The sequence below is a fragment of the Spirosoma foliorum genome (genome assembly GCF_014117325.1).
In the GTDB taxonomy this organism is placed as follows: Bacteria; Bacteroidota; Bacteroidia; order Cytophagales; family Spirosomataceae; genus Spirosoma; species Spirosoma foliorum.
Window position 1 is genome coordinate 1,150,934 of record NZ_CP059732.1, and the last position, 17,717, is coordinate 1,168,650.

Consider the following 17,717-nt stretch of genomic DNA (forward strand, 5'->3'; position numbering starts at 1 on the left):
TTATTCGCTAACAATATCGCTGCCTTGCGAGCCACTTTTGCCCGAGCCGTAAAGCTGGTTGAAAAGCAGTTTAAAGGTACCCTGCGCCTGTGCCCGGAAGGTAATTTCGGGCCCAAAAGCATAGAATTTACCTGCACCAATGGGAGCCATAAAGGCTGCTATGCCATCCTGCAAATACGATTGTCCCCAGGCCCAGCCGCTACGTAGTGGTTTGTTGGTTTCAAACCAGGCGAGTGGAACAACCGTGCCTTTTGCAATGGCTTCAGGCGCGATTTTAAACACGGGGCTGGCATCAAAATAAACATCGGTCAGGCTAGGCATACCCCAGGTGGCGTGCTGAGTTGAGTCAAGATTCACGCGCAACACGCTACCTGGAATGTAGTATTTCTCGTTCGGCAGTGGGCGCTCAGTACCCGCAGCCGTCATTTCGGTCAGGGCGTTTTTGACGGGTAGTTTCAGGTGGTACGCCAGGTTGGTGCTGGTGCCAATCGTAACAACTGAGCCACCTGCTTCCAGGAACGCTTTGATTTGCGGAATCGACTTGGTTGCGGTGATTTTACCTAACCACGGACGGTATTCTGCGGGCGTACTTTCTTCTTTGGGCTCCCGATCAAAACCACGGAAAATGTCGTTATCGGCACCCGTTGCTGGGGGAATAGCGCGCGTTACGAAGATAATTACGTCGAACTTCTTCTTCAGGTCACCCGCATCAATGTCGGCAGGATAAATCACTTTCATTGGGAAGTGATATTGTTCCATCAGGAAACGAACCCAACCCGACGGCATCGAGCCACCATAGGTATCCCACAGCGCAATGCGCATGGGCGATACTTTGGCCATCGAGGTCGTTGGTTTTTTAGCAATACCCGTCACTTCGATTCCCAAATCTTTAGCTGATTTGTCCAGAAGGGATTTGGCCTTAGCCGAAGCGGGAACGAAGAACGCCCCTGATTCTACGGTCGATTTGCCGCCTACTCCATTAGGTAACCGGAACACATCGATTCCCGAAGCCAACAGGTCATTAACGGCAATGAACGAATTGTTGGCTTTGGCACTCAATAGATAACCACCACCAGCAGCCCCCGTTACGTGACCTTCGGGCGATTGGAGTTCGCCATAAGGCAGTTTCTTGAAGGGGCCATCGAAGCCATCCAGAATCCGGTCAAATTGAACGTTCATGGTATAGGCCAACGTCCAGCCAGCGGCATCGTATGGACGAACTGGAGGACCGCCCGGATACTGGAAATCATTTGGGTGGTCTTGTGGCTCAAACATATCGAGTAAGTGCGGACGGAACGCCTGATCCGATTTCACGACGTACGAACCCGCGGGGTATTTTTTGCCCGCTACCGTAAAGTCGGCAGTGGCTTGTTGAATCTGAATGCCCGTGCGAATCAACGCATTAACGAACTTGACGGCCGTTGCGAAATCAGGTTGATTGGCCGGAATGATAAATCCACGAGGATCGCGCAGAACGGGAGCCTTCATGATGGTGTCGTAATATTTAACAGGCATGCCACCCCCGCGTGGAATAAATCCGTATTGTGCCAAAGCCGCGTTGGCTGAGTTCGATGTTGGCTTCTTAGGGTCGGCCTGGAAGGCGTGGTTGATCGCGTCGATTTTCTTCGGCGACAGTCCCCAATAATCCTTGCTACCCCGGTCGATGGAGTTTTTGCCCATGCGGTAGATGTTCATTAACAATTCATCCCGATAGCGAGCCGCGTAATCAAGTACGGCATAGTTCAATGACACCGAATAGTCAATAGACTGTTTAAAATGCCATTTCTGAGGAGTTACAGGAAACGGCGTATTGCCGTTCGGAATCAGGCGGCTAGGCACCAGCGGAACTTCTTCGGGTGTTGGGTTGCCGATGATTTCGGTCAACAGGCCGATCATGTTGTGGAAGTGCGTGGTTGTACGCAGACCGCCATTGTACCAGGTCGAGAAAACCGAACCGCCCAGGCGTGTATAACCCGGTTTGTTTTCGGCATTCATCCGGTTAATCATGGCCGCGCCCAATGCGTCGATACCCGTTACCATCAGCGGATCGAACACGTAGTTGAATGGATCGCGGTAAGGGGGGCCAGCCAGTACCGAACCTGCCGGACCAGCCTGGTGGTGGTTATACATGATCTGAGGAAACCACTCGATAAACAATTGACGACCAATGTTTTGGGTTTCTTTCAGGTTCATGATGAAGAAATCGCGGTTGTTGTCGTGACCGGCATATTTCTCATACAAACGAGGAACGTTGTCCAGCGACCGTTTTTCGGGTTTTGGCTCACGCATGTACCAGTTCGTGACAATCTCCTGGCCGTCGGGGTTAGCGTGGGTCAGCAGGATAATGGTATTATCCAGAATCCGCATCGTTTCTGGATCTTTCCGGCTCGTCAACTGGTAAATGGTTTCGATGAGCTGATGCGTACCAACGGTTTCGGTGGCATGCAGGCCTCCGTCAATCCAGACGACAGCTTTACCTTCAGTAGCCATCGCGCGGGCCTGATCTTCAGTCAGTCCTTCGGCGCGGGCCATCTTCTGCGAAATCTCTTTAAAATGCGCCAGGTTTTTTAGGTTGGCTGGCGACGAAACGATGAGCATGAACTGGTGCCGACCTTCTTCGGTCAGACCAATGTCCATCAACTTTGTTCGATCCGAGGCCACAGCTACTTTCTTAACGTAGGCTTCGGTTTGGGTATAGGTTGCGAGGTGATAATCGTCGCCGATGTCGAAACCGAAATGTTCCTTAGGCGAAGGAATTGTCTGAGCCAATGCTGAGCTAAGACTGATTAGCAGCATCGCAAAGACTGAGTAAGTAGAATAACGCATTATTGATGAATTGATTTGGGTTTTATACGAGTTAGTATAGGGGTGTGCAGTTTCAATTGACGAAGGTGCCTAAAGGCATAAATCAGATCGGAATTCAATATAATTTATTGGATTTTATTAATGAGTATACGGAAAGAAGAAAATTTTTAATAACCCGTTAATTTAAATATAATCTTCTTTATCTTCAATAAACAGCGGTTGTAGTCGGTTGTAAGTGCTGACTGGACGATGTGTTGACTAAATCCATGAATAAGGCCTTTGGTAAGCCTTGAGCTGGTTTTGCATTAGGTAGAAATACCGGTGGCGAACAGTAGAGGTTGAGAGAATAGAGGAGAGCCATTGGCTGATAATTTAAGGCCTTTCGTCATTTTGACTACAAGATTTACCAGTTTCGCTACAGGCACCAACCGCTGGCACAGGAGCTTTGCATCTCGAAAACAAACGAGAGCAAATGAAAAAGACCATTTTTATTACCGGCGCTTCGACCGGAATTGGGAAAGCAACAGCAAAACTATTTGCCGCCAAAGGCTGGAACGTGATTGCTACTCTGCGTAAGCCAGAGGCCGAAAGTGAACTGAATCTACTAGACAATATAACCCTAATGCCGCTGGATGTGACAGACAGGGAGCAGATTAAAGAGACTACCCAGAAAGCTCTGTCATTGGGCGATATAGATGTTGTGTTTAACAATGCAGGTTACGCGTTGATGGGTGCTCTGGAAGCTACTACCGACGAGCAACTGGTTCAGCAAATGGAAACCAATTTTCTGGGCGTTGTTCGGGTTACGCAGGCATTTATTCCATACTTCCGGGAGAAGAAAGCCGGGCTTTTTATCACCACGGGTTCGTCGGCGGGTTTGATGGGTTTCCCGATTAGCTCGATGTACGATGCCAGTAAATGGGCGCTGGAAGGCTGGAGCGAAAGTCTCTCGTTTGAATTAGCCGAATTCGGGGTTGGTATCAAAACCATCGAACCCGGTTTGGTGGCTACCGAAATTGGGGCTAAGTCTGTGATTGCTTCACATCCGGCTTATGAATCATTACTGGCGAAATTTCTGGCAGTTATCACGCCCGATAAAGCGGCTTCTACGGCCGAGCAGATTGCCGAAGTGGTGTATGAGGCCGCTACGGATGGCAAGCATACATTGCGCTATGTGTGTGGCGAAGACGCTAAAACCCTGTACGCCCAGCGCCTTGCCGTAGGCGATGAGGCTTTCCGGGAAGGTATTAAGCAACTGTTGGCAGAAGCCTGATAAACGTATTGGAATTACTTTGCCGGTACAAATGGTTTCTCATCTGTACCGGCAATATCTTTAAAGAGCCATGAAAGGAGAACAGCGCAACAAACCACGTGTCTACCAGTCTATTACAGAAATGCAACGGGCTTTTGGCTTGCCACAACCCTTACATCCGCTGATTAGTATGCTGGACTATAGCAAAGTGAGAATCACCAATGAAATGCTGGCAGCCCCCTTTGCGATGGATTTCTACAACATTACCTACAACGAATCGGCGGGTTGTCGAATGAAATATGGCCAGACGACCTACGATTTCGATGAGGGCGGTATGTTTTTTACGTCGCCAGGGCAGCCGTTAACAGGCTTTCAAACGCCTAATGATAGCGTAGGTTTTACCTTGCTGGTACATCCCGATTTCCTTCGGCATTATCAACTGGATACCAAAATCAAAAACTATGGATTTTTCTCGTATTCGGTGACTGAATCGTTACACGTATCGGACAAGGAAAAATCGATTATTACCAATATTGCTAAAAATATAAGCGACGAACTGGAAACGGCTATCGATGATCTAAGTCAGGATGTGTTGATATCGCATCTGGAGCTGCTGTTTAACTATAGTCAGCGCTTTTATAAACGCCAGTTTATTACCCGAAAGTCGATCAATAATGCCTTGCTGGAGAAATTTGATTTGTTGCTGCATACCTATTTTAACGACGAAACAGCCTTGCTAAAAGGCCTGCCAACGGTTCAATATCTTGCCGACGAATTACAGGTTTCGCCAAGGTATTTAGGTGATATGCTGCGGGCGCTAACCGGGCACAACACGCAGCAACATATTCACAATAAACTCATTGAAAAAGCGAAGGAAGTATTGGCCATCAGCGATCTGACTGTGGGCGAAATCGCCTATATGCTGGGATTCGAGCATCCCCAATCGTTCAGCAAATTGTTTAAATCGAAAACGAATAGCTCTCCGCTTGAATTTAGAGCGAGCTTTAATTGAGTAGTCAAAACCTATAAGGTCTCTGAGACCTTATAGGTTTGTAATCACAATCACAGATCCGGTTCGAATGAATTGGAATCTGTTTGTTCACTAACATACGATGGAATGCCAACTCGTTCGTAGAGTTTTGCCAGCCGGTGGGCGTGCTCATCATAGGCACTTTCGAATAAGGATATGGCCCGTTCGGAACCTACTACGTTTGCGGCCGATAGCACTTTGGGAGGATGGCCAGCCTGAGTCAACAGGTTGGCAACTTCAGCTTTAATACAATTTACCAGAATGGCTCCGCCCACCGTTGATCCGGGTGAGACCGGGGTATCCAAACCTGGAACGGTTACCATTGCGTCACCCATTGCCGCGCCTGTATCCAGCACTAAATCAGCGAAGTCGCTCAATTTTTTACCATCGGCCCGTTTGCTGATACTGTTATCAGCATGCTGTTTGGTAATCAGAGCAACAACCTTTACCCCTCGCTCCTGAAACAACTCCGCCATTTCGATGGGAACAACATTGCAGCCGCTCGACGAAATAACCAGCGCCGAATCCTGTTCTGACAGATCATAATTCCGCAGAATACGCTGGGCCAGGCCGGGCACATTTTCCAGAAACATAGCCTGTCGCTGTCCATTGGCTCCTACCACCAGATTATGAAACGAGAGCGACAACTCGACAATCGGGTTGAATCCGGGAAAAGAACCATAACGCGGCCACATTTCTTCAACCATAATACGACTGTGACCACTGCCAAACAGATGCACCATCCGTCCGGCGAGAATTGTCTGACTAAACCACTGTGCCGCCTGAAGAATGGCTTCGGCTTGCTGTTCTGCTGTTTCCAGAATCGCTCTGGTTTTTTGAATGTATTGGGAAGTAAGAGACATGAATTGTTTGTGGTTTACGGTAGTTAGTTTGAGGTTTACGGTTGGCTGACGCACAGTTGCTTTCGCGTAACCGTAAACCTCAAACTAACTACCGTAAACCTACTTATTCATTGAAAACTAGCCGCAGCGCCAATGGCACCCGCCCAGTCTTCATAATGTGCTTTACAGATGGTGGTTTTCTTGCCACTGGGTCGCCATTCGAACAAGTCCATGAAGGTTTGTAAAGGAGCGAACAACGCGTCGTTGGCCTGCGTGATGCCGCCCCCTAATACAATTACTTCGGGCGAAAACGAATTAGCGATGGACGCAAGGGCTGCAGCCAATCGACGTACGGAAGTCAGCCAGACCAATGTGGCTATGGGTTCTCCCTGTGCATAGCCGTCGAGCAATTCATGCGTACTCTTGTATCGGCCATACGACCGTCGACTAACGGTTACATTTCCAATCGCATCCTCTAAACTGCCGGGCGCGTTGGTTACGTCGAGCTGGTCGCTGTCGGCATCAACAGTCATATGGCCCATGTGGCCCGCCATCTGAAAAAATCCCTGGTAGAGTTGACCATTGACCAACAAACCACCGCCAACCCCCGTGCCCAGCGTAAGCATGGCTGCATTGGAAATGTTTCGGGCGGCACCAAAGCGCGCTTCGGCCAGGACGGCGGCATGCGCATCGTTCAGCACCCAGACTCGTTCGTTCAGGAAATCTCCCCACGCGAATCCTTCCAGCCCTGGCAAACGACCCGGCATACAGGCAATGGCCGAATTATCTGTATTAGGCAATCCTGGAGCCGCTAAACCGACGCCCAAAATGGGCTCGCTTGTGCTGGCCTTCAACTCCTGTACGGTTTGGGCAATAACTGTTTTCCAACTGTTGGTTTCCCCGTCGTTGGTAGGCGTGATTCGCTTCTCTAAAACCTCCCCTGTTCTTGTGTCGAGGAGGACACCTTTGATTCGGGTACCACCTAAATCAATACCGATGGCCTGATGCAATATAGTAGTCGCTGGCATAACTAGGGTAGGGCAAACGCTACGTAACTATCTCCTTTTGCCGCGCCTAATTTGGTGCCTCCGCAAGCCAGAACAACGTATTGTTTGCCATTCACCTCGTAGGTACTGGGTGTCGCAAATGCTGCGGCTGGAAGTTTTGTCTGCCAAAGTAGCTTACCTGTCTTTCGCGAATAAGCTTTGAATAAACCGTCTTTGGTACCGGCAATAAACAGCACTCCACCAGCCGTGATGACCGGTCCGCCGTAGCTTTCTGAGCCAGTTGGTTCTTTAGTCTTCAGTTCTGGATAATTCCCCAGAACCGTTTTCCAAACGTATTCGCCCGTGTTCAAATTGATTGCGTTTAGGGTTCCCCAGGGAGGACTAACCGCCGGATAACCGTTTTTATCCAGAAACTTGCTGTAGCCCGAAATCTGATACGGTACTTTTGTTTTGGCTTGCTCAGCTTTACTCAAGCCAGGTTCGGTGTCATGGCTTTGTTCCTTGCGCTCATCTCCGAAAAGAAACGCCAGCAACGATTCCTTTTGTTTGGCCGAGAGACTAGGGAAGGCCGGCATCATGCCTTTTCCGTTCGAGACGATGTTGTTGACAAATGCCCGATCCCGGCGTTTCCCAATGTCGACTAATGAAGGAAAACCACTGGCCGGATTCCCTTTTCGCTCGGCACCGTGGCACTGCGCACACGTAGTGGTGTAGACCCGTTGGCCAGGGCTGAGTTGAGCCAATTGGTCTTTAGACATTTTTTTGTTCAGCGAAATCAACCAGGCCATCTCATTGCTGTTGACATACATAATGCCGTCTGGATCTACAGCCGCTCCGCCATATTCGGCCCCTCCGTCGAGACCGGGATAAATAATGGTTCCTCCTTTGCTGAGTGGCGTAAATGCACCCTGGTAGCGGCTTTTTCGGAGCGTTTCCTGTAACTCTGCCCGATTTTCGGCCAGCGGATTGATATCTACTTCGGTCAATATATTTCGGGCGTAAGGCGCGGGTTTGGTCGGAATGGGTTGCGTTGGCCAGGCTTTCTCACCTTCGACATCTGAAGCAGGCATAGGTGTTTCCTTGATTGGGAACAGCGGTTTGCCCGTTACCCGGTCGAACAAAAACACATAGCCCTGTTTACTTACCTGCGCCACTGCGTCGACCTTCTTGCCGTTGTGGGTAACTGTTACCAGATTGGGTGGAGCCGGAGCATCCCGATCCAGAATGTCGTGGTGAACGAGTTGGAAATGCCAGAGCCGTTTGCCGGTTTTAGCGTCGAGGGCTAGCAGACAGTTGGCAAACAGATTCGCTCCCAGCCGATTCCCACCGTAAAAATCAAAGGCCGCCGAGCCAGTCGGTACGTATAAAATACCCCGTTGGCGATCAACAGCCATACCCGACCAGTTGTTGGCGGCACCTACATCCGTATTTTTATAGGTATCCTTAGGCCAGGTTTCATAGCCAAACTCGCCCGGTTGTGGAATCGTATGGAACACCCACGCCAGTTTGCCGGTCTGGATATTAAACGCCTGAATATGACCCAAAGCCGCGTCGGCCCCTTCCGAAAGGCGCATCGGCATGATGATCAGGTCGCCATAGACCGTACCAGGTGTGTTGGAGATAACTGATTTGTCTTTTGCGGTTGGGCCTAATCCGGCTTTCAGGCTAGTGCGACCCTGATCGCCAAACGAGTTGACAGGTTTGCCGGTAGCCGCTTCGATGGCATACAGCCAGGGCCCGTTGGTGAACAGAATACGTTTGTCGTCACCCTTTTCCCAGTACGTAACTCCCCGGCTGGTACTACCCGAACGAGCCATTGCCCGTACCGTTGTGGTATCCTTCCGAGTCCAGATGTGCTCACCCGTAGCGGCATTCAGGGCGAAGGGTTGAGTCGTGGCCGTCATGCCGAACAGTACCCCGTTTTTGATGATCGGGTTGCACTGGATTTGCCCCGAATCCAGCGTGTGGTATTCCCAGGCCAGCTTCAACTTACTCACATTGGTGGTATCAATTTGGGTAAGGGTGGAGTAGTGATTACGATCGGGACCGCCCAGATATTCCGGCCAGTCATTACCAGAGCCAGGTGGATCGAATTTATTTGTCAAGGTAGCGGCTATGAATAAGGTAGCCGATAGAAAGAGTAAGGGAAGCAAAAAACGTTTCATAGGAGTAGGAGACAGTCACAGCCTAAATATACTGTCTGTTGAAACATACCCTTTGATCTACGAACGATTATTCTGGCTCATTGGGCAGCGGAATTAGATTTGCGCATTTTGTTTGACCCCGAATTGATTTTTAAAGCGGGCAAAATCCCGTAGGGATCAAACAGCGCAGCGTCGGTAGAAAAGTCTCTCATGTATAGCTATCGACGCTGTGAAGTCCCTACGGGCCGTTTCTAATCCCGAACTCACGTTCGTTAAGTAATCCACACCTAATTGAACGTTTGCCGAAACTCCAATGGAGAGCTATTCGTTTTCTTTTTAAACAGTTTGTTGAAGGATTGTGGGTATTCAAACCCCAATTGATAGGCAATTTCGGCGACAGACAGATTGGTTATGGTCAGATATTCTTTTGCCTTCTCAACCAGTTTTTCCTGAATGTGTTGCTGGGCGCTTTGACCGGTTAGAGAACGCAACATGTCGCTTAAATAGTGAGGTGTCATGTTTAGCTTTTCGGCTATTTCTTCAACACTGGGAAGCCCATTCTCCAGACTTTTTTGCTGATCAAAATGATCATTTAGTAGCGCTTCCATTCTGGTGAGTACATCATGGTTGACTACTTTACGAGTAATGAATTGACGTTCGTAAAAACGATTGCTGTAATTCAGGAGCAGATCAATTTGGGAAAGAATTATATCCTGGGTATGCCGGTCGATATGCTGATATTCGGCCGCGATCTTTTCAAATAGGTCAACGATGTTCCTTTCTTCTTTCTCTGAAAGATGTAACGCTTCATTCACCGCATACGAAAAGAACCCATACGTTTTGATCGTTGTCGCGAGTGGGTGCCTGTACAGAAAATCGGGATGGAATAACAGCGCGCTTCCCGTGCCGGACTCTGATCGTAAGATTTCTCCATGAGGAGCATTGAGTGCCTGAACTTGTTTAGGCGCAATAAAGGTCATCAGGCCTTTGTCGTAATCGTAGTACTGCTGGCCGTATTTTACTTTTCCTACAATGTCTCTTTTTAAAGACACGCAATAGAAATTCATTGAAAACTGTTTCCAGATCTCGTTATCCGTAAACCGCATATCCGCCACGCGGACTACGCTTACCATCGGATGTAGAGGTTCGGGTAAGGATACCAGCCGATGAAACTCGGATATGGAATTGATGCTATTCATGTTGGCTCTTTTTGATTATCAACAGGCAGTTGCTTAGATGGCAACTGCCTGTTTTAACGATTATCCCAGAATCTGCGTTCTGATTTCTTTTCTGGATTCTTCGCTGCCAATTTCTAACCGTCTGGCATACATTGCGTTGGCATCAGCACCGGCAACGTATCGTATCTGGTCTTTACCGTCGGTGGCTGCTTCATAAACAACTTCGGCAATCTGTTCTGCCGTGGCGGCCGCCTGCATCATACTATCCGTAAGCGCGAATAACTTATCCTCTAACACTTTATAAGCAGGGTTGGAATTTCGATCAAGAGACCGATAGAGGAAATCAGTGGCGATACCACCCGGAGCAACGGTTTTTATCCCAATATTGTGCACCCCCAATTCAAAGGACATACTTTCTGACCAGCCTTCTACGCCAAATTTAGTTGCGTGATAAATGGAATGTAACGGAAATCCCAACAGGCCGCCCATAGACGTTGTGCTGATAAACAGACCACTTTTCTTTTCTCGGAAATGAGGGATAAACGCATGCGTTACCCGTATTACGCCTAAAAGATTCGTATTGATCTGTTTTAAAATCTGCTCATCGTCAAGGGCTTCCAGAGCACCCAGTAAACCGTAACCAGCATTGTTAAAAACGACATCGATTGGATGTAACGAAATGGCCTTTGCAACAGTGGATTGAATTTGCTCCAGGTTAGTCACATCCAGTGGCAACAGGATTACGTTTTCCAATTGACTCAGTTCTGTTTCTTTATCCGGGTGTCGCATCGTGGCAATAACGTTCCACCCCTTTCTCTGAAATAATTTAGCCGTCGCTTTTCCCAAGCCTGTCGATGCGCCTGTTATAAAAATTGTTTTTTGCATGTTGCTTCTGTTGAATTTTCTCATGCAAAAGTCAGCCAATTGCCAATGGCCTTTGTTTCCAAATCGGACTTAGTTGTGTCCGAATCGGGCCTTATATTGGTTTAATTCGGGATGGTTGTTTGAGGGGCGTGTCTTGCTTTCTTTTTTATTCTCGCCGGGTTAAAACCCGGCGCAGCTCATTCATTCTGTGTTTTTGCGCCGGGTTTTAACCCGGCGAGAATAGGAAAGAAAAGGATAAATACACTCGTTGAGCGTAGTCCAGAGACTACACCGAACAAAGGTAACCGACACCACAGCAACCACCGGAACGATGCTTCCTACTCCAACGCTGTCAACTTGACTGGTCCCAGCAAACCAGAGGGTAGGGCTTCCCAACGCGTGGCATCGAAAGGGCGATAGCGGATGTCCACGATGTTGATGTCGTAAAATTTCTTCCAGCCGGGATTTTGCCTATCATACAATCGCATGTAGTTGGCCGAGAGGTTCGTGACATCAATTTCCAGTTTGTTTCCGACGGATTTTAGCTGATTGGCTGGAATAGACAATTGGAAGGGAATGCACCAGGCGGTTCCCAAAGGTTGGCCATTGAGCCGAACGTCGGCAACTTCACGAACATCGCCCAGATTGAGTTGGTAGGTAGAAGCGTTACTACCAGCGGGCAAATCAAAGGTTGTTGTGTAGCGAGCGATTCCAGAAAAATAGCTGGCAGAGTCTGATAATGTTGTCCAGGAGGTGAGCGCTGGTATGGTGGCTGTAGTTGTCAGGTTGGGGCGACCTTTTAAAAACTGCACCTGCCAGGGATTCGTCAATGAAATAGACTGACCTTTGGCGACATTTTCTAGCTGTTTTTGTGCTGTTTCATTGACGAAAGCAGGTGCGCCAGAACTGACGTTTATAAAACAGGATTGTCCAGGTTCGAGCTGTAAAAACACTTGATTCTGTCCCACTTTACCTGTTCGAGTCGGCAATAGCTTGGTTTGATTTGTGAGTGGGTCATATCGAGTAACCCGACCCGTTGCAGATAGCGTAATCCAGTTTTGGTGAAATTGATTGCCGAGGTTCGTGATGAAATACTGTGTTGTATCGGTCGAAATACCGGGTCGATGTTTGCGGATGAACGACAATCCTTCTCCTACCCAGGGTTCTACCCGAATGCCCAATTGCATTAAGGAATGGAATACATCGGTACTCACCGTTACCGTTTTTAGTTGCTGGAGAGCTTTCCCAAGTCGAATTACCTCGGCCGAACGAGCCTGATGGTCGTGAAAACCGGGCGCCTGTTGTGGTAATCCGTCAAACACAATCCGAGCACCTTGCCGGGCTAGTTGTTCCAGTTGTTTAAGGGTCGTTTCGGGCAAGTACGTACTATTCGGAACTAGTACAACCTGATACGTGGCCCCACCTGGGCTTCGAACGCCCTGTTTATTGACGGTCAGCCTTTTGAGCAATTCGTCGGAAACATAGTCGAATGAATAGCCATGTTGAGTAAGTTGTTCGCACAATTTCCCGAAAGGCTGGGGGAGTAGCCACTGCTCTACATGGTGAACTTCCAGTTGGTGAATGCCTCCCGCCGATTTTGCTTTGGTTGCCCACAAGTCGTGAATCGGAAAGTAAACCAGAACGTCGTTGTCGGGTTTGCTGGCTTGTAATCGGGTTTGGCAGCGTTCGATGTACTGATTCAGTTGTGGCAAATGTGGCCAGAAATGCGAGCTAGGGCCGTAGTTAGTCGACGCGTAAAATACCCAACCGGGCCAGGCTTCAGCCTGTGGCGAATAGGGAATGCCGTGGAAAAAGATGTGATTGATACCGGCGGCAAACAGTTCATCCATTTGCGGCTTTAACTGCGACAGCGACACCTGAAAATGATTGGCTAACCAGGTCCCGGTTTCTGAACTCACCAATGGTTTACCCAACAAATGGGCTGCCGACGATGCGAATTTCATGGCCAGTGGATTAGGCGTTCCAAACCGATCGACTTCATAATTGGCATCGACTCGTAAGCCCGGAATTGGAAATCGGCTGGACCCAAACGATTCGGTTTCGGGAATATTGGCTTTGGCGTAGAGGTCGATCAGGTTACCCGGTGAGCCATGTGCCTGATTGCGGGACAAATAACCTGCTTTACTGGCCCAGCTTCCCCAGGTTGTTGCAAAGCCATCATGGAGTAGCTCAGAAAGTGTCTGGTGGTAATCCTGATGAACAAGAATACTTTCGGCAGTTTGGGTAGTATCTAATAGGGAGGCTAGCTGACTATTGAGATCATACCCACGCCGAGCTTTAAATTCGGATAGGAAATTATCCGTCCAGTTGGCTCCGTATACTTCGTAAGAGTCATTGTAAACGGCGCGGGGTTTTTCGGGTAAACGGTTCAGCGTTGAATCGAAACGCTGTAAGTAATATTGGATAGCCTGCTTGTTGAAGTAATCGACGACTAGGCCCTGCCCACCCGGCGCGGGCCGTTTCACTTGCTGATTCGTTAGTGCTGTTGTTAGCTTTCCATTCTCAACTTTCCAGACTTTGGCCGCTGTAGATGTCGAAATACCCGGTCCACCAAATGGCCAGCCTGTTCCGGTCGTCAGATCAACGCCAACGCCCAGCCGTTTCCCCTCGCGAACCGTATGCGCGAAAACCGCCAGCCAGCGATCGCTCAGAAACGGAATGAACTGTTTTTCGTAGCCTTTAACTCCATAGATCGGAATGATGTGAACGCCACCTAATCCAGCCTGCGCAAACTGTTCGAGTTGGTGGGTAATATCCGCTTCATTGACCGCACTACCCATCCACCACCAATATGTCCAGGGTTTAGCGGTATTGCCAGTAGCGATTTGGGGCGTAGGTTTTGGTTGTGCTTCGACTAAGCAACTCAGGGAAATAACCAACAGGCCAAGGATAAATACGTGTTTCATGCACGGTAGGGGATCAGACCCTGTAAAGAAACAGCTCTGAAACCTCTACTCCATACTGTACTCACCTACTCGAGCCTGTTTTTTACCTCAAATCGTACCTGCTGACTTCCGGCAATACCCTCTTTGGTTAACCCATTGACTTCAACGAGATAAGTACCCGGCTGGTCCGAGGTGTAGAATTCAATATGGCCTTTACCCTGCGCATTGGTTTGTAGATTCGGATTCCAGTACAAAAGAGTGCGGGCGTCGGGCAAGCGGCTGCTCAACTGCTTGGCACTATCGTAGCGAGGGGAGTAAAACTGGCGTTCCAGTTGTAGGCCATCGTACTCCAGTTTTACCAGACGAGGATCGAGCGGAAAACCGGCCAGATCACCTTTGTAGGTCATAAAACTGATAATACCACTAAATAGCGCCGGGCTCATGTAATAGAAATTTGTGACTACGTCCAACTGCTTTATTTTCAATGGACTGAAGTCGATAATTTTATCCATGTCGAAGATCGGAACACCGTCAACGAGCACCAGAGCTGGATTCTCGAAGACAGTTCGGTAAGGTCCATTGATCACATTCAACCGAAAATGATCCTGCCGTTTCCGGGGCATTACACCAAGTACATACTCGCGCAACACCTCTTCCATGCGCGGAAAACGGGTATAGGCATCGAGCAAATAGCTCTCGCTAGGACGGCCGTAAAAAGCAGCACTGTCTACTACCGGATACGTATACTGAATGGCTCGATCTCCCCAATAAGTTGACTGAACTTGCATGGCCACGCTCCGATTTACCAGTTGGTCAGACAGGGTCTCGTTAATCGCTACGTCGGGGAGTTTTGGGGCGGGAGGGGCATCCACAAAGGGATTACTGATCGTTAGCTTGGCCAGACTATCGGTTGGGTTTGTTTGAAGAATCAGATTCTTCGGCCCGTAAAAGTCCTGCATTTCAAACTTAATACGTCCGGCCGAATCAGAGCGCGAAACATACAAGCGAACCGGTTTGCCGGGTGTCGAGAGATAAGTTTGTATGTCGGGCATGGGCTTACCCGATACCGGATCGGTTACGGTTCCCTGAACAATAGGGCCATTGACTTCGGGGATAAACTGAAGCAACGGTTGCCGGGTTGCAGGCGATAGCACATCGTTCCAGCGAAACCGACGCCAGCCATGCGTCAACATCAGGTTGTCTGTTGCCTGGGCGATTTCGGGGGTTTCGGGTTGTAAATAGTACTCTGGCGATTCGATGGTTCCCTGCAAATCGGACGTCATCCATAAATAGCTCAGGATTGAGCCTGAATTAGCTTGCGCTAGTGAATCAATCCGGTACACGGCCATCGAGAGTGCAGCCTGACTGGATTTAGTGGCTGGAGCCAGTACCGATGCATCGATGCTCACTTTGGCACGGGATACATACTGGGGGTGGTCAGATTTTAGATCAAGCGTTAATTGCTGGGTAGGTCGTTTGAAATACAGTCGCTCACAAACGGGTTGCCGATTTGCGTCGAAAATCGTTAGGTGCGAAACGCCTTCGCCCAGCGCCTTTTTGTCGAGCAGGAATGTGGCTTCTCGTTGAATAGTCCGTGCCTCGGCAGCCTTAATAACTTGCCGGGTATGGGCAAACAGATACACGGTTGACGGAGACGATGAATTCGAAGAAACGGTAATTTTTAGCTGATCAGCACCTGCATCGGTTAGCTGCATGGTATACCCCTGAGGCTGAACGGCGGGCAGCGGACGAGTGACCATGCGGCCTTTTTCGTCCCGTATCAGTACCCGATAAGTCGTGCCTTCTGTTGGCGTAAAAAGGAAGGTGCCTATCCCAAATTTTTGGGCGGTAAAGCGAGACAGCGTATCATTTTGACCGTTCAGCACCCAACCTCGAACGGCCACTCCCTGTCCCGATGGGTTGACAACTTTGAAAGCTACTTTACTACTAAGCCCCTGCACGAGGTTACCGCCTTCCGGGAAAAACTGAATATCATAATCGGGCGTGTCTTTTAACAAAGGCAGCCCCAGCGGTTTGAAGGGATTGACAATGGTTAGTCTTTTTTCGAAGAAGAAATCAGAGCCGAAATTCTTCATCCAGTTGGTGTAAGCCCGTAATCGGTATGTACCCGACTGAAGCGACGCGGGTAAAAACACGCTGCCATTTCCTGCGTTAGCCGCCAGCGAAACTTTGGTTTGCAGAACGGACTTTTGCTCGCTATCCAGCAATTCAAGATAGGCTACTTTGCTAACATCGAGGGGTTTATGGAAAGAACCGTCGACATAGTAGACCTTAAACCATAGGTTTTCGCCAATCAGATAGAAACTCTGGTCGGTGTGCACAAACAGCTTTTCCTGAAGCGTCTGTTTGCGATAATTGTCAAATGGCTGCACTAATCCACTAACAGATTCTGCCGACTGGCCAAAACTGTATAAGCTACTCGACAGCAGCAGACTGACCAGCATGTATCTGGTACTTCTGCACAGTATCGAATACATGCTTGACTGTTGGTTGGTGTGCATTGTATGGCTAGTTATAAATCGTATCATCACCAGAAATCAGGTTTTTTGATTACTCCTCCCCGTATGCGGCAATCGAGGCAGGCTTCATTGGTTGTGAGGTATAGAGGTCCTTCAAGATGGTCAATAATGCCCGGTTGCTCCCGTAGGATATCTCCCGTGCTCAGCGTATCGACCAGACAAGTTCCTACCCCTGAATTTGGAGTCCAGGGTGGCAGTTGCGATTTGTCAATGAAAATACGTTTGCTTTCGACCGTACCTACCCGGAAAAAGCCCAATACCAGATCGCTTTCGTCAGTCTGCGAGCGAATATTGCCGGTAAGTTGAGAAGGCTGCGGATCGAAAATCGAGCCGATACTCTGGGTTATTTTGGCCAGTTGATCATAATAGTTATAGGCAGTCTGGCTGAGTGCAAATTGCCGAACCAGAATGCTGTATCGAACACTAAGCCTGACAGACGAATTAGGCATGTAAACCAGTGGATACTGGCTGATAATATCCTGACTCAATCGCGTTGTTGTGCCCAATACGATCGTAGACGAGTTTTCACTATCCCAGCACCGATAAACGCTCTCCGGCCGATTGACAATCTTATTGTTCTTGATCTCAAATACCGACGGATAAACAGAATTGTATTCCCAGGTCTGATCGTATTCCCAGCGATAATAGCGGGTGTTGTTTTTAGGATCGTGGGAATTTACACTGATTTGCAGCCCGTCGTTGTCGGGCCGCCAACTAACGCTATCGATAGGTGGCGTTGCGATAACCGGTACATAGTCAGAATAGTAATCATTGCCCTTGGCCGTCTTGATATGAAGCCGATATGTCTCGTCCGCTGAGGGTGTTACACCAGTTAGTGTGTAAAAGCCGACAGCTCCCTCTTTTAGGGTGTATACATCCTTATGAGCGCTTTCAATGGTAACGATGGCTTTGGTTTCGGCAGTGGGAACCTTCGTTTCGGCCAGATTTTGGGTTCGCGACAGTTGTATGGTTGTGGTGGTACCGGATGCACTATTGAAAAAACCATTGACCACCAGATAGCTGGCAGGTGAGGTGATTTCGGGCGGACGATAGGGGTCAACGCACCCGCCTGCCAGCAGGATCATTGCCCATATAATCCAGTTTATGTATCCGTTTTTGATCATCTTAACGTCGCTTACTTATGTAGCT

11 protein-coding genes are annotated in these 17,717 nt (G+C 48.9%); 2 read left to right on the forward strand and 9 right to left on the reverse strand.

What is annotated here, in order from left to right; all coding sequences use genetic code 11:
* A complete protein-coding gene (locus H3H32_RS04730; protein ID WP_182461515.1) occupies window positions 1-2,826 on the reverse strand; it encodes a M14 family metallopeptidase in 2,826 nt (941 codons plus the stop codon).
* A 451-nt stretch (window positions 2,827-3,277) separates the two neighbouring features.
* Between H3H32_RS04730 and H3H32_RS04735 the strand changes: the two genes are divergently transcribed.
* On the forward strand, window positions 3,278-4,078 hold the full coding sequence (locus tag H3H32_RS04735) for an SDR family oxidoreductase (protein WP_182461516.1): 801 nt from the start codon (window positions 3,278-3,280) through the stop codon (window positions 4,076-4,078).
* 70 nt (window positions 4,079-4,148) lie between these two features.
* The gene (locus tag H3H32_RS04740) at window positions 4,149-5,069 is read left to right on the forward strand and encodes a helix-turn-helix domain-containing protein (RefSeq protein WP_182461517.1); all 921 of its coding nucleotides are present in this window, start codon (window positions 4,149-4,151) and stop codon (window positions 5,067-5,069) included.
* Between the two features lie 50 nt (window positions 5,070-5,119).
* Here the strand turns inward: H3H32_RS04740 and H3H32_RS04745 are convergent, their stop codons facing one another.
* The 8 genes from H3H32_RS04745 to H3H32_RS04780 all read right to left on the reverse strand — a co-directional run bounded on the left by H3H32_RS04745 (window position 5,120) and on the right by H3H32_RS04780 (window position 17,692).
* Entirely contained in the window at window positions 5,120-5,950 is an 831-nt protein-coding gene (locus H3H32_RS04745; RefSeq protein ID WP_182461518.1) for a sugar isomerase domain-containing protein, read from the reverse strand.
* Between the two features lie 107 nt (window positions 5,951-6,057).
* Window positions 6,058-6,957 (reverse strand): ROK family protein, encoded by a 900-nt coding sequence (locus H3H32_RS04750; protein ID WP_240543659.1) that lies wholly within the window; start codon window positions 6,955-6,957, stop codon window positions 6,058-6,060.
* Window positions 6,958-6,959: 2 nt separating this feature from the next.
* The gene (locus H3H32_RS04755; RefSeq protein WP_182461519.1) at window positions 6,960-9,101 is read right to left on the reverse strand and encodes an outer membrane protein assembly factor BamB family protein; all 2,142 of its coding nucleotides are present in this window, start codon (window positions 9,099-9,101) and stop codon (window positions 6,960-6,962) included.
* A gap of 266 nt (window positions 9,102-9,367) precedes the next feature.
* Window positions 9,368-10,279: a helix-turn-helix domain-containing protein gene (locus tag H3H32_RS04760; RefSeq protein ID WP_182461520.1), complete on the reverse strand. Its 912-nt coding sequence runs from the start codon at window positions 10,277-10,279 to the stop codon at window positions 9,368-9,370.
* Window positions 10,280-10,339: 60 nt separating this feature from the next.
* Complete coding sequence (locus tag H3H32_RS04765; RefSeq protein WP_182461521.1) at window positions 10,340-11,143, reverse strand: SDR family oxidoreductase; 804 nt, start codon at window positions 11,141-11,143, stop codon at window positions 10,340-10,342.
* A gap of 317 nt (window positions 11,144-11,460) precedes the next feature.
* The gene (locus tag H3H32_RS04770) at window positions 11,461-14,049 is read right to left on the reverse strand and encodes a glycosyl hydrolase (RefSeq protein ID WP_182461522.1); all 2,589 of its coding nucleotides are present in this window, start codon (window positions 14,047-14,049) and stop codon (window positions 11,461-11,463) included.
* A 65-nt stretch (window positions 14,050-14,114) separates the two neighbouring features.
* A complete protein-coding gene (locus H3H32_RS04775) occupies window positions 14,115-16,526 on the reverse strand; it encodes a hypothetical protein (protein ID WP_182461523.1) in 2,412 nt (803 codons plus the stop codon).
* 50 nt (window positions 16,527-16,576) lie between these two features.
* The gene (locus tag H3H32_RS04780; RefSeq protein WP_182461524.1) at window positions 16,577-17,692 is read right to left on the reverse strand and encodes a DUF4249 domain-containing protein; all 1,116 of its coding nucleotides are present in this window, start codon (window positions 17,690-17,692) and stop codon (window positions 16,577-16,579) included.
* Window positions 17,693-17,717 lie beyond the last annotated feature (25 nt).

Excerpts from the sequence above, each read along its gene's own strand:
- H3H32_RS04780 (WP_182461524.1), bottom strand. The coding sequence starts at position 17,692 with ATGATCAAAAACGGATACATAAACTGGATTATATGGGCAATGATCCTG.
- H3H32_RS04755 (WP_182461519.1), bottom strand. The coding sequence starts at position 9,101 with ATGAAACGTTTTTTGCTTCCCTTACTCTTTCTATCGGCTACCTTATTC.
- H3H32_RS04760 (WP_182461520.1), bottom strand. The coding sequence starts at position 10,279 with ATGAATAGCATCAATTCCATATCCGAGTTTCATCGGCTGGTATCCTTA.
- H3H32_RS04775 (WP_182461523.1), bottom strand. The coding sequence starts at position 16,526 with ATGTATTCGATACTGTGCAGAAGTACCAGATACATGCTGGTCAGTCTG.
- H3H32_RS04730 (WP_182461515.1), bottom strand. The coding sequence starts at position 2,826 with ATGCGTTATTCTACTTACTCAGTCTTTGCGATGCTGCTAATCAGTCTT.
- H3H32_RS04740 (WP_182461517.1), top strand. The coding sequence starts at position 4,149 with ATGAAAGGAGAACAGCGCAACAAACCACGTGTCTACCAGTCTATTACA.
- H3H32_RS04735 (WP_182461516.1), top strand. The coding sequence starts at position 3,278 with ATGAAAAAGACCATTTTTATTACCGGCGCTTCGACCGGAATTGGGAAA.
- H3H32_RS04745 (WP_182461518.1), bottom strand. The coding sequence starts at position 5,950 with ATGTCTCTTACTTCCCAATACATTCAAAAAACCAGAGCGATTCTGGAA.
- H3H32_RS04770 (WP_182461522.1), bottom strand. The coding sequence starts at position 14,049 with ATGAAACACGTATTTATCCTTGGCCTGTTGGTTATTTCCCTGAGTTGC.
- H3H32_RS04765 (WP_182461521.1), bottom strand. The coding sequence starts at position 11,143 with ATGCAAAAAACAATTTTTATAACAGGCGCATCGACAGGCTTGGGAAAA.
- H3H32_RS04750 (WP_240543659.1), bottom strand. The coding sequence starts at position 6,957 with ATGCCAGCGACTACTATATTGCATCAGGCCATCGGTATTGATTTAGGT.